Origin of the sequence: Haloplanus natans DSM 17983 (assembly GCF_000427685.1) — an archaeon.
GTDB lineage: Archaea > Halobacteriota > Halobacteria > Halobacteriales > Haloferacaceae > Haloplanus > Haloplanus natans.
Genome location: NZ_KE386573.1, coordinates 111,180 through 123,287, shown reverse-complemented (window position 1 = coordinate 123,287; position 12,108 = coordinate 111,180). Strand labels below are relative to the sequence as shown.

Below are 12,108 nucleotides of genomic sequence, written 5' to 3'. Positions count from 1 at the left end.
CCGCGCTAGTCGAGATCGGGACGCGAGAGCTTCGTGTACTTGGCGGTGAGGAACTCCAGCAGGACCGGCGTCCCCTCCTCGTTTTTGCGGACGGCGCGCTCGATGGCGTCGGAGATGTTCTCCGGGTCCTCGATCCGCTCGCCGTAGCCACCCATGGATTCGGCGAAGTCGGCGTAGTGGCCGGAAAACGGCGTGTCGTAGCTCGCCATCTCGAAGTTGTTGAGCACGACGGCGATAATGGGGATGTCCTCGCGGACGGCCGTCTCGAAGTCCATGCCAGTCATACCGATGGCGCCGTCGCCCATGACGTGGACGCAGGTCTTCTCGGGTTCGGCGAGTTTCGCGCCCATCATGAGGCCGAGGCCGTAGCCGAGCTGGGTCGTCTTCCCCCATCCGAGATAGGAGAGGGGTTCGGTGACCTCGAAGAAGGGTGCCATGAAGTCACGGGCGTTGCCGGCGTCGGCGGTGGCGACGACCTCGTCCTTGTCGAGGGTTTCGTCGAGTTCCTTGACGACGCGGTAGGGGTTGATCGGCGTCTCGTCGGATTCGAGCACGTCCGCCCAGTCGTCGAGCCACGCCGCCTCGATCTCGGCGATCTCGGACGTGACCTCGTCGTACCGGCCGAAGTCGGCGTCGTCGCCGACGCGGGTCTCGATCTCGTCGACGAGGGCTTCGAGCGTGAGTTTAGCGTCGCCGATGACCGCGATGTCCGATTTCACGTCCTTGTCGACGTCGCCGGGGTCGTTCGTCGAGTGGATGAGGGTGTTGTCCGTCGGCGGCGTGATGCCGTACGCCGTCTTGGTGAACGAACAGCCGATGCCGAAGAACACGTCGGCCTCGTTGATGAAGTGGTTGAGCTGGCGGGGTTCGCTCTTCGAGCCCGCGCCGAGCGCGAGCGGGTGGTCCTCGGGGAACGCGCTCTTGCCGTTGAGCGTGGTGGCGACCGGGGCTTCGAGCAGTTCCGCGAGTTCCTGCAGCGGCTCCCACGCCTTCGCGTAGTGGACGCCCTGTCCCGCGTTGATGACCGGCAGGTTGGCGTCGAGGAGGGCGTCGGCGGCCTCCGAGACGGCGTGTGGGTCCGGACCCGAGCGCGTCGACGTGGTGGGCTCGTAGTCGATGTCGCCGGCCTCCTCGTAGAAGACGTCTTTCGGAATCTCGACGAGTCCGGGACGCTGGCGGCCGTTACGGGCGGCCTGGAACGCGCGCCGGATCGTCTCCTCGGTCGCGTCGGGGTCGGTCAACTGCTCCGTCGTCTTCGTGACCGCCTGGTAGTTGATGAGCGAACTGAACTTGGGGTCGGTGTTCGTCTTCGCACGGGAGTAGCCCGCCGGGAGCGCGACGATGGGCGCCGACTCGGCGTACGCCTGCGCGATGCCGCCGACGGAGTTCTCCGTCCCCGGGCCGTGTTGACACGCGAACGCCTCCACTTGATCGCCGGAGGTGATCCGGGCGATGCCGTCGAGTATGTGCGCGCCGGTCCGTTCCTGTCGAACGACGATGGGCCGAATACCGGCCTCCGCCGCGGCGTTGTCGTCGAACAGCGGGTTGCTCGGGAATCCAATCAGATGGTTTACACCTTCTTCGGCCAAGATTTCCGCGATGGCATCTGTTACGTTCATCCTACTTCACTGCATTATCTCCGGGATTGTAAAGTTAATTTTTATTAAAGATAAGGACATATACCTAATGCGCGATCGTCAATCGTCGAAATCATGAGGACAGTTAGCTAGTGGACAGTCGTCATCTGACGAAACCTTGAATACGCAGAGTCCGGATGTCGGAGACATGTCCGACAGGCCCCAACTCGAACGGCTCTGCATCCACGAGACGGTCGACGAGAAAATCCCGATCGAGGCGTTCGCCGACGCGTTCGCCGATCTGGACGTGCCGGTCGAAGTCGTCGGCGACGACGAATCGTTCGATCGGACGGACGCCGTCGCGTCGTTCCGTCCCCGTGAGGCCTTTCTCGACGCCGGCTGGACCCACTGTATCCGCGCGGGGTACGACGAGTTCGACACCGACGCCTACGAGGCCGAAGGCGTCCCCCTGACCAACAGCACGGGCATCCACGACACGACCGTCGGCGAACTCGCCATCGGCTACATGGTGTCGCTGGCGCGGATGCTCCACATCTACCGCGACCACCAGAACGACCACGACTGGCTCGCGGAACCCGAGTACGACCGCCCTTTCACCGTCGAGAACGAGCGGCTCTGTGTCATCGGCCTCGGCACACTCGGCCGGGGGATCGCCGAACGCGCCGACGCCCTCGGGATGGACGTGGTCGGCGTCCGCCGCTCCGACGACCCCGTCCCCGGCGTCTCCGAACTCTACCACCCCGACGACCTCCACGAGGCCATCGACGGGGCGCGCTTCGTCGTCGTGGCCGTTCCCCACACCCCCGAGACGGAGGGGATGATCTCCACGGCCGAACTCGAACTGATGCGCGAGGACGCCTACCTCGTCAACGTCGCGCGCGGCCCCATCGTCGACGAGGACGCCCTGATCGACGCCCTCGACGCCAGCGAGATTGCGGGCGCCGGCCTCGACGTGTTCGAGACCGAACCCCTCCCCGAGGACTCGCCGCTCTGGGACTTCGAGGAGGTCATCATCTCGCCCCACCGCGGCTCCGCGACCAACCGCTACCACCTCGACATCGCGGAACTGGTGACGGAGATCTTCGAGCAGTACCAGGCCGGCGAAACGCTGCGCAACCGCGTCGCGTAGCTACGAGTCGACCGGATCGTCCGCGCCCGCGAGCTCCGCGAGGCGGGTCGCGCCGGCGCGGGTCCCCTTCGCGATGAGGACGTCGCCGTCTCGGACCGTCGTCTCCGGGCCGGGCGAGATGACCCAGTCGCCGTCGCCACGCCGCACCGCGATCACGCGCATCCCCGTCTCCGTTTTTACCTGCAGGTCGCCGAGAGAGGCGTCCGCCAGTCGGCTCCCGCCGCCGACGGTCACCCGAACGATCACCTCGTCGGACTCCTCGACGGCCGCGGCGACGACCGGATGGGTGTCGAGTCCCCGGAGGACCCCCTCGCTGATCTCCAAGGCGGCGTCGCTGATCACCTCCGTCGCGCTCGCGAGATGGACCAGGCCCCGGAGGGAGATGGGGTCTTCGACCCGCGACGCGGCGCGCAACACCCACGCCTCGAACCGGGATTTGAGGGCGTCCACCTCGGCTTCGAGTTCCACCACCTCCTCGGCGACCCCCTCGCTGTCGAACAACACCGCCCCGTAGGCCAGATCGACCGCGAGTTCGCTCATGTTTTTCATGAGGACGATGGAGTCGACGGCGCGTTCCAGATCGTCGATCGAGGATTCGACGGGAGCCGGCGGGTCGTACGCCTCGCCGGTGACGGTTTCGTACACCGCCGACAGCGCCGTCTCCGTCCCCCGGAGCAAGACCACGTCGCCGGCCTCGAACGTGGTCTCCCGGTCGGGGTTGACGATCCACTCGCCCGCCCGGCGGATAGCGATGACGCGGACACCCGTCTCCGTCTCGAGGTTGAGGTCGCCGAGTGACGCGCCGAGGTAGTCGGCGTCCGGGACGACCTGTGCCCGCACCACCGTCTCGACTGCCTCGGGAATCGCCGTCCGCATCGCCTCGGGGACGCCGATATCCTCCAGTACGACCTTGGCGATGTCGCCCGCGGCGTCGCTGATCTTTTCGGCGGCGCCGACGACGCCGAGCACCGGCGCCAACCCCTCCGCGTCCTCGGGACTCCGGGCCGCCATCAGGAGACTCATCCGCGCCTGCATCTGCAACACGTCCATCCGCTCTTCGAGTTCGAGCACCTCGCCGGCCACCTCGTCGCTCCCGTGGAGGACCGCCGAGTACGAGAGGTCGATGAGGAGTTCGGCCGTGTCCTTCATCTCGACGAGGACGGCCTTGACGCTTATCGGCTCGTACTCCACGTCCCCAGGGTCCATATCCTCCCTCCGTCGGCCGAGCGGATAAAACGTCGCCCGGTCGGTCGGGAACGCAAGAACGAAGCGAGTGCGTGCGGACGGAGTCACCGATGAAGCGGTGGGACCTGCTCGGCGTGACGACCGGGGCCTTCTTCGTGACGATGGTCGCCCGGCTGGCGCCGAGCCCGCTGGTGCCCGACCTCATCGACGCCTTCGGCGTCTCGAAAGGAACCGTCGGCCTCGCGCTCTCGGGGATGTGGGCCGCCTACGCCCTCTTTCAGTTCCCGGGCGGCATCGTCGCCGACCGGATCGGACAGCGCCGGGTCGTCACCTTCGCGATGGGCGGCATCGCGTCGACGAGCCTCCTGCTCGCGAGCGCGCCCGGAATCGCGGTGTTCGCCGTCGGCGCCGTCACCCTCGGCGCCAGCGCCGGGCTCTATTTCACCGCCGGCACATCTTTTCTCGCCGATCAGTTCGAGAACACCGGCCGGGCGCTCGGCGTCCACGAAATCGGCGCGTCGGGCGCCGGCCTGATCGCCCCCGTCGCGAGCGCCGCCGTCGCCGTCCGCTTCGGCTGGCGGGCCGGCCTGCTCGTCCCCGCCGTCGTCGCCCCCGTTGCCCTCGTCCTGTTCGCGTGGCGGGTGCCCGAGACGCCGCCCACGAACCCCGACGCCGGGTGGAACGTCGACCCGCGGGCGTTGCTGGCGCTGCTCGCCCGCCCCAGCATCGCCTTCACCACCCTGCTGGCGATGGTCGCCTTCTTCACCTGGCAGTCCTTCGCCTCCTTTTTTCCCACGTTCCTCGTCGAGTACGTCGGCCTCGGGACGGGGCGGGCGAGTTTCGTCTTCGGCGTCGTCTTCGCCGTCACGCTGGTCGCCGCGCCGTCGCTCGGCTGGTTCTCGGATCGGCTGGGACGGGACCGGACCCTGACCGCCTCCTTTCTCGCCGGCGTCGGCGGCTACGCCTGCTTCCTGTTCGGTGACGGCGGCCTCCTCGCCGTCGTTCCGGGAACCCTCCTCGTCGGCCTCGGCCTCTCGTGGCCGGGCGTCCTCAACTCCCGGTTCATGGACCACCTCGCCGCCGACGAGCGTGGCACCGGGTTCGGCCTCGTGCGGACCGTCGTCCTGCTCGTGAGTTCGCTCGGGAGCGGCGTGACCGGGACACTCGCCGCGCAGGTCGGCTGGCTCGCCGCCTACGGACTCGTCGGCATCCTGCTCGCCGTCCTCGTCTCGGTCATCGTCGCCAACCGGGTCCTGGGCGTCGACGCCTGATACGGAGTAGTGTAACTGTTTACCGACGGTTCGCCAGGACGGGTCGGCGAACCACCGGTAATGATTTACACTAAACCGTATGTGACTGCCGGCCGTCGCTCGAACCGGTGCAACGTCCGTCCGACGGGCGTCGGCCACGGAGACGACGATATAAGCGTTCATCCCGGCTCGCGCGCGAAGGTTTAATTCCCGGGCGGCCCTACGCCTTCGCGTTCGGATGGCCATCGACCCCCGAAACTACGACCTCGACGAACTCCGGGCGGCCAGCGTCGGCCAGCCGTCGCTCGGGGGGCGCGACGAGTGGCCGGGGGCGTGGGTCGACGCGGCGGACGACGACGAGGCCGCGGAGACGAGCGACGACGATGGCGACGACCCGGACCGGCCGGCCGCCGCCGTCGCCTTCGAGACGGCCATCGCGCGCGACCTCGCGGCGTTGGACCGGGGCGCCGTCGAGCGGCCGTATCTGTCGACGCTCCCCGCGTCGCTTTCGGCCGAGGCGTTGATCTTCGAGTGGCTGGAGTTTCTCGTCATGCAGGCGGGCCGCGAGTCGGTGGCCGACGCGTTCGACTTCTACGAACGTGTGGGCTGGCTCGGACGCGACGCCGCCGAGATGCTCGAGCGCTACCTGTCGGGGATCGATCATCCGCGAGCCAACGCGGCGAACGACCTCGACGCCGACGATCATCGGGTGAGCCTCCACTACGTCGCGCGGCTCGCCTCCCTTTCGCAACGCTGAGAATCGTGGGCGTGATTATTTACCATCCCCCCGTGTAGCGCCGGCCGTATGAGCGACACCGACGCGGAGAGCGGGGCGGACGGGGAGAGCGAGGAGCCACGGTCCTCGGAGAGCGAGGAGCCACGGTCCTCGGAGAGCGAGGACGCCGAGACGGCCGCCGACGGCGGCGACGGCGAACCGATTCCCATCGGCGTCAAACTCGGGAGCACGCGGACGGTCATCGCCATCCCCGACGGCGACGGGTTGCGGACGGTCAAGACACTGACCTGCCTCGCCACCTACGAGGACGTGATCACGGGCGAGGAGAAGGTACTCTACGGGGAGGAGGCGGCGACCGAGTATCCCGACCGGGTACAGTACACGCTCCGCTCGGGGCTGCCGGAGGACGAATCCCGCGCCGAGTTGACGTCGACGTTCTTCCAGGAAGTGATCGAGGCCAACGACGTCCCCGAAAACAGCGCCGTCGTCTACGCCATCCCGACCATCGACAACGAACGCGGGCTGGAGAACCTCCAGTCGGTCATCGAAGGGAGTTCGATCGGCGAGGCGCTGATCAGAAGCTATCCGGAGTCGCTCTGTGGCTCCGTCCCCGCGCTCGGCGACGGCCTCGAAGCCGTCGACGACATCTTCGTCACCGTCAACCTGGGGTCGACGAACCTCGAAGCCTCCGCCTACCGCCGCGGCGAGCAGCTCGTCCCCTTCACCACCGGCGCCGTCACCGGCAACGAAGTCGACCGCATGATCGCCAACTACGTCGAGGAGGAGACTCAGGGCCGCGTGAACATCGACAACACGACCGCCCGCGAGTACAAGGAGGCCCACGCCGACTTCGTCGACTTCGAGCCGTTCACGGACGTGATCCAGCAGCCCGGCGGCGGCTCCCACGAGTTCACCATCGAGCGCAGCGTCATGGACGCCGTCGACGAGTACGTCGACGACGCCGTTGAGGAGATAGCCAACGCCTTCCTGCCCGAACTCGCCAACGACTACATCAAGGTGTACCAGCTCGCGCTCGACCGCCCCGTCGTCCTCACCGGCGGGATGGCCTGTATCCCCGGCATCGTCGAGGAGTTCGAGGAGCGGCTGAGCGAGGAACTCCAGCGGGAGGTCGAGGCGACGGCGCCGGACGAACCGGCCACGTCGGCGGCCGTCGGCGCCCAGCGCATCGCCGACCGCCTCGTCGACGCGGACGCGTACTGACGCCGGCCCCAGTCAAAACGACTTTCTCCGCCCCGTCGAGACGCCGCGCATTGACACGCCGGCCCTCCAGCGGACCGTCCGCCGCGGCATCGCCGTCCTGCTCGTGCAACTGAGCGCCATCTCGGCACAGCTATACGAAATCGACCCCGGCGGGAGCGAAGGCTCCATCGCGACGTTCGTCACGATTCCGCTGTTCGCCGGGGCGCTCCTGTATCTGGTCGGGAGCCTCGGCTACGGTGCCCTTCGACCCCCCGAACCGACCGAGGAGTGACCGCGCCGGACCGACGACGCTTTGGCGCCCCCGCGTCAGCGACGAGGTATGAAACAGGCCATCGTCGCGCGGACCGACCTCGGCATGGGACAGGGGAAACTCGCCGCACAGGTCGCCCACGCCTCGCTCTCGGCGTACGAGGACGCCAGCAAGCGCACCCGCCGGGCGTGGAAGGGCGAGGGACAGAAGAAAGTCGTCCTGAAGGCGAGCGGCGAATCCGAACTCTTCGAGTTGGCCGACGCCGCCGAGCGGGCGGGCCTGCCGAACGCCATCATCCGCGACGCCGGCCACACCCAGTTGGAGTCGGGAACGGTGACGGCGCTCGCGGTCGGGCCGGGCGACGACGACGAGGTCGACGGGGTGACGGGCGACCTCTCGCTGTACTGAGCGGGGGTATCCGTGGGCGTCGGTGGGACTCGCTGGGGGCGTACCGCGAACCGCGCGAATTAAGCCACCCGTCGACGAGTGTCGAGCGTGTCACTGGTCGCCGCGGCCGTCGCGGGTGGTGCCCTCGGCACCCGTCACGCCCTCGAAACCGACCATCTCGCGGCAGTGGTGACGCTCGTCGAGCCCCACGAATCGGACGGCACCGCTTCGCGTCCGAGCCTCGTCGGCGCGTCGTGGGGTGTCGGGCACACCGCCCCAATCGCCGTCCTCGGCCTCGCCTTGCTCCTGGTCGGCGTACGTCTCCCCGAGTCGGTCGTCGGCCTCTTCGAGGCGGCCGTCGGTGCCGTCCTGATCTACCTCGGCGCCCGGATGCTCGCGGGCGTGGGCCGTCGCCACGAACACGCCCACGGGTCCCGGCCGCTCCACGGGCGCGTCGACGTGGGGCGACTGTCGCTCGGCGGCCACGTCCACCTCCACGGCGACTCCGCGGTCGTGGGCGCCCTCCACGGCGTCGCCGGCAGCGGCGCCCTCGTCGTCGCCCTCGTCTCGACGGCGCCCGGTCTCCCGACGGCAGCCACCTTTCTCGCCGCCTTCGGCGTCTGCTCGGTCCTGACGATGGCGGCGGTGTCGGCGCTGTGGGGGCGAACGCTGGGAACGGGGCTGGAACGTGCGCTCCACGGGTTCGCGGGCGCCCTCGGGATCGGCGTCGGCTGCCTGTTGCTGGTCGAGTGGGTCGGCCTCGTCGGCTGACCCCGAACCGACAGCGTATCCCGTCGGGACCGCGAAGCCGGAGGCGACGGCTCAGATGCGCGAGGCACACCCACTCGAACGGCAGGTCGGCATCGACTACTACGTGAGCGACGGTCCCGGCACGGGCGGGCGCCTTCGCGCCGACCCGGCCGACTTCCGGGTGCGCGAAATCGAGGCGATGGCGCCGGAGCCACTCGACGCCGACCCCGGCGCGTACCCCCACCTCCTCGTCCGCGCGACGCTCACCGACTGGGACACCAACGACTTCGCGGGCGCGCTCTCGGACGCGCTGGGCATCAGCCGCGAACGGGTGTCGTGGGCGGGCACCAAGGACAAACGCGCGGTCACGACGCAGCTGTTTTCGATCCGGGGCGTCGACGCCGCCGACCTACCCGCCCTCTCGGCCGCCAAGGTCGACCCCCTGGGCCGCATCGGCCGCAACCTGGAGTTCGGTGACCTCGCCGGCAACGCCTTCCAGATCCGGGTTCGCGATCCGGACCGGCCCGACGCGGTGGCCGCCGTCACCGAGGACCTCAGCGAGTTCGGCGGCGGACGCGTCGCCGTCCCCAACGTCTTCGGCAACCAGCGCTTCGGCAGCAAGCGCCCCGTCACCCACGAGGTCGGTCTCCACGTCGTCCGCGAGGAGTGGCGCGAGGCCGTCCTCGTCTACGCAGGCAACCCCGCCGAGACGGAGCCGGAGCGGACCCAGGCGGCGCGGGAGACGGTCGACGACGTGGCGGCGAGCGCCGACCCCGACTGGCAGGCGGCGCTCGACGCGATGCCGGGACATCTCGGCTACGAGCGGTCGATGCTTCGTAAGCTGGTCGAGAACGGCGGGGCGGAGCCCGCCGACTTCCGCGCGGCGCTCGAAACCGTCCCGTGGAACCTCCAGCGCCTCTTCGTCAACGCGGCACAGTCCCACGCGTTCAATCGGATACTCTCCGAACGCCTGCGCCGCGGCCTGCCGTTCGACCGTCCGGTCGCCGGCGACGTGGTGGCGTTCGCGGACGCCGACGCGCCAGACGGGGTGGCCCTCCCCGACACCGGCCGGCTCCAGCGGGTGAGCGCGGACCGCGTCGACGTGGTTCGTCGCCACTGCGAGCGCGGGCGAGCGTTCGTCACCGCGCCGCTGGTGGGGACGGAGACGGAACTCGGCGACGGCGAACCGGGCGACATCGAGCGCGAAATCCTCGCCGATCTCGATCTCGACCCCGCGGATTTCGACCTCCCCGGCAACTTCGAGTCGACGGGGACGCGGCGGGCGATCCTCGTCGACACCGCTCTCGAACTCGCGCGCGATCCGCTGACTCTCTCCTTTTCCCTCCCGAGCGGGTCGTACGCGACGGCCGTCCTCAGGGAGTATCTGAAAGTCGACCCGCGGGACCTCTAGACCGGCGCGTCGCCGGCGGTCCCACCCTCCGCACGCGACCTCCCACCGGGAAGCCCGTGGCCCAGCACGAAAAGCGGGATTCCGACGACGCCGCCGGCGACGGCACCGATGACGGCGAGGACGACGCCGAGGAAGTAGAGCGTCCCGCCCTGCGAGAGGATGGGGAAGGTGGTGACGAGGACGAGGGCGAACGCGCCGCCGGCGGCCGCGAGCGCGCACCGAAGTCCACCATGAGCGGCCGCGTAGCCCACGAGCGTGGCGGTGTAGACGGGGAGCGTGAGGAGCATCCGCCGGACGACACCGTCGTCGACGTGCAAGCCCGGTACCGCTCGGAGGGCGAAGCCGACGGCGACGGTGACGGCGAAGGTGAGGCCGACGAGACCGGCGAGAGAGCGGAAGGAGAGGCGGGCGCGCACGGCGGGAAGAGCGAGGGCGCCGCCGAGGGCGATGACACCGACCGCGCCGACGAGGAGGGGGGGTTCGGTCCCGCCGAGCGCGAACGAACCCGGTGCGAGCGGGTGGGCGAGGGCGAGGACGCCAAGAGCAACGACGGCGAGTGCGCGCCGGCCGGGGTTGGCGGTGCCCGGATCGAGGCCGACGGCGCCGACAGCCCACGCGACCGTTCGGAGTCCACCCGCGAAGACGAGCGTCGGGACGGCGACGAGAAGGAGGAGGTTGCGCCCGACGATGGGCGCGAGCGGGAGGGCGACGGCGACGAGACTCCACAGCGGTGCGAGCGGGTCACCCTCGGGGACGAGCGTCACGAACGGACCGTCGCCGTCGCCCTCGAAGGACGTGACGGTCAGCCGGCGGTCGTCGTCGGATACGTCGGCGCCGGGGAGGCCGATGCCGACGACCATCCCCTCGGGCGCGACGAGGGTGAGGCGGTCGGCGCCGAGACCGGTGTAGACTGTCACGCCGGGGTCGTCGCGGAAGTGGGTCACCCGGAGGACGCCACCGGGCGCCTCGGTCGCGGCGTCGGGCGTGCGGTAGCGCATCTGGATCGTATCCCCGTCGACGCTCGTCGACAGCAGGCGGGCGTCGTGGACCGCGACGGCGTCGCGGGCGACGGCGTTGCGGAGCGACGCGTTCTCGAAGGCGGTGGTGTCGTTCAGGCGGTTCTCGACGGTCCACGTCGCGGAGCCGTTCCGGTGGACGCGCATCGTGGCAGTGCTGTGTTCGATCCGAACGGGGGTGTCGTGGGCCCGTGCCGCGGCGCTGAACCCGCGCTCGCAGGGTGCACAGACGGCGACGGGGCGAGGGCTGGCCGTCACGGGGGCCGCGAACACGACCCCGAGGAGCGATCCGACGAGGAGGGCGGCGACGAGGAGGCGGCGGACCATAGGCGGGGCGTGTCGGCGCGTGCAAATGGGTTTTGTGCCGTCCGGGCGCGAAAGACGGACTTATCCGGCGCGGCCGTCTGCCACGACTGTATGGAGTGTGGGCGGTGTGGATCCCCGTTGGACCGGCCGGGCGACTACTGTCTGGTCTGTCACACCGCCAACTGCGACGCCGTCGTCCTCGACGTGGCCGAGGACCGCGCCCACCTGACGATGCTCGACGGTGAGGAGGTACTGGGCGAGACGACGATCACCACGCGACCGGAGGAGGAGGGGGAGGCGCGGGTGATCGAGCGCCGGAACTTCGCGGGGCTGATCGCGGACGAACTGCGCCGAAAGCGCCCGGAGACGGTGTTCGCGGCGGGCGACCGCGAGACGATCCGGGCGGTGCGCGCGGAGACCCACTACGAGTTCTACCGCGTCGCGGGCGAGGACCCCGTCGCCGCGGTGCTGGATCGCCGGGGCGAGCGGGCGCTGGAGGTGGTGGAGACGGCGCCGAAGGAGAAACTCGGTGGCCGGCACACGACGCTGATAGGCGGACGAACGGGCAGACGGGCCATCTCGACGGTGGCGGAGCATCCACACGTCAAGAAGATCGTTCCGGGGCCGATCGACGCCGGCGGCACGGGGTCACAGTCCGGCCTGCGGGCGAAGGTGACGCGTGCGGACGGCAACGGCAACGTGCGACTGCTCCTGCGCGACGGGTCGAGCGTGCAGGAAAACCGGATCGTCACGACGGCGATGAACCGTGAGACGGGTGAGCGCGTTCGCGACGACCTGAACGAGGCGCTGGCGGCCGCCGATCTACAGGAGTAACTCGCAGGGTTTATCCGTTCGCTAGCGGTATTGAG

At 69.4% G+C, this 12,108-nt stretch carries 12 protein-coding genes; 9 read left to right on the top strand and 3 right to left on the bottom strand.

Annotation, left to right across the window (positions count from 1 at the left end; all coding sequences use genetic code 11):
- Nucleotides 1–5: 5 nt before the first annotated feature.
- The gene (locus HALNA_RS02920; protein WP_049934899.1) at nt 6–1,619 is read right to left on the bottom strand and encodes a thiamine pyrophosphate-requiring protein; all 1,614 of its coding nucleotides are present in this window, start codon (nt 1,617–1,619) and stop codon (nt 6–8) included.
- 166 nt (nt 1,620–1,785) lie between these two features.
- Here HALNA_RS02920 and ddh point away from each other — a divergent pair, with 166 nt between their 5' ends.
- Complete coding sequence (gene ddh / locus HALNA_RS02915) at nt 1,786–2,727, top strand: D-2-hydroxyacid dehydrogenase (protein ID WP_049934898.1); 942 nt, start codon at nt 1,786–1,788, stop codon at nt 2,725–2,727.
- On the opposite strand, the gene HALNA_RS02910 is transcribed toward ddh, so the two are convergent.
- On the bottom strand, nt 2,728–3,933 hold the full coding sequence (locus HALNA_RS02910; protein WP_049934897.1) for a potassium channel family protein: 1,206 nt from the start codon (nt 3,931–3,933) through the stop codon (nt 2,728–2,730).
- Between the two features lie 89 nt (nt 3,934–4,022).
- Between HALNA_RS02910 and HALNA_RS02905 the strand changes: the two genes are divergently transcribed.
- From HALNA_RS02905 to truD, 7 genes are all read left to right on the top strand, one after another.
- Entirely contained in the window at nt 4,023–5,183 is a 1,161-nt protein-coding gene (locus tag HALNA_RS02905) for an MFS transporter (RefSeq protein WP_049934896.1), read from the top strand.
- A 217-nt stretch (nt 5,184–5,400) separates the two neighbouring features.
- A complete protein-coding gene (locus HALNA_RS02900) occupies nt 5,401–5,919 on the top strand; it encodes a FlaD/FlaE family flagellar protein (protein WP_049934895.1) in 519 nt (172 codons plus the stop codon).
- Nucleotides 5,920–5,967: 48 nt separating this feature from the next.
- On the top strand, nt 5,968–7,119 hold the full coding sequence (locus HALNA_RS02895; RefSeq protein ID WP_049934894.1) for a rod shape-determining protein: 1,152 nt from the start codon (nt 5,968–5,970) through the stop codon (nt 7,117–7,119).
- A gap of 103 nt (nt 7,120–7,222) precedes the next feature.
- A complete protein-coding gene (locus tag HALNA_RS19760) occupies nt 7,223–7,390 on the top strand; it encodes a hypothetical protein (RefSeq protein WP_157573430.1) in 168 nt (55 codons plus the stop codon).
- A 48-nt stretch (nt 7,391–7,438) separates the two neighbouring features.
- Nucleotides 7,439–7,777, top strand: a complete 339-nt coding sequence (pth2, locus tag HALNA_RS02890; RefSeq protein ID WP_049934893.1) for a peptidyl-tRNA hydrolase Pth2 — start codon at nt 7,439–7,441, stop codon at nt 7,775–7,777.
- Between the two features lie 87 nt (nt 7,778–7,864).
- Nucleotides 7,865–8,527 carry a hypothetical protein gene (locus HALNA_RS02885; RefSeq protein WP_049934892.1) on the top strand — a complete coding sequence of 221 codons (663 nt, stop codon included), beginning with the start codon at nt 7,865–7,867 and terminating at the stop codon, nt 8,525–8,527.
- A gap of 55 nt (nt 8,528–8,582) precedes the next feature.
- A complete protein-coding gene (gene truD / locus HALNA_RS02880) occupies nt 8,583–9,917 on the top strand; it encodes a tRNA pseudouridine(13) synthase TruD (RefSeq protein ID WP_049934891.1) in 1,335 nt (444 codons plus the stop codon).
- Here the strand turns inward: truD and HALNA_RS02875 are convergent.
- On the bottom strand, nt 9,914–11,260 hold the full coding sequence (locus HALNA_RS02875) for a hypothetical protein (RefSeq protein ID WP_049934890.1): 1,347 nt from the start codon (nt 11,258–11,260) through the stop codon (nt 9,914–9,916). The genes truD and HALNA_RS02875 overlap by 4 nt on opposite strands.
- Nucleotides 11,261–11,350: 90 nt before the next feature.
- Here HALNA_RS02875 and HALNA_RS02870 point away from each other — a divergent pair, with 90 nt between their 5' ends.
- Nucleotides 11,351–12,073 carry a DUF2103 domain-containing protein gene (locus tag HALNA_RS02870; RefSeq protein WP_049934889.1) on the top strand — a complete coding sequence of 241 codons (723 nt, stop codon included), beginning with the start codon at nt 11,351–11,353 and terminating at the stop codon, nt 12,071–12,073.
- The last annotated feature ends 35 nt before the right edge of the window (nt 12,074–12,108 follow it).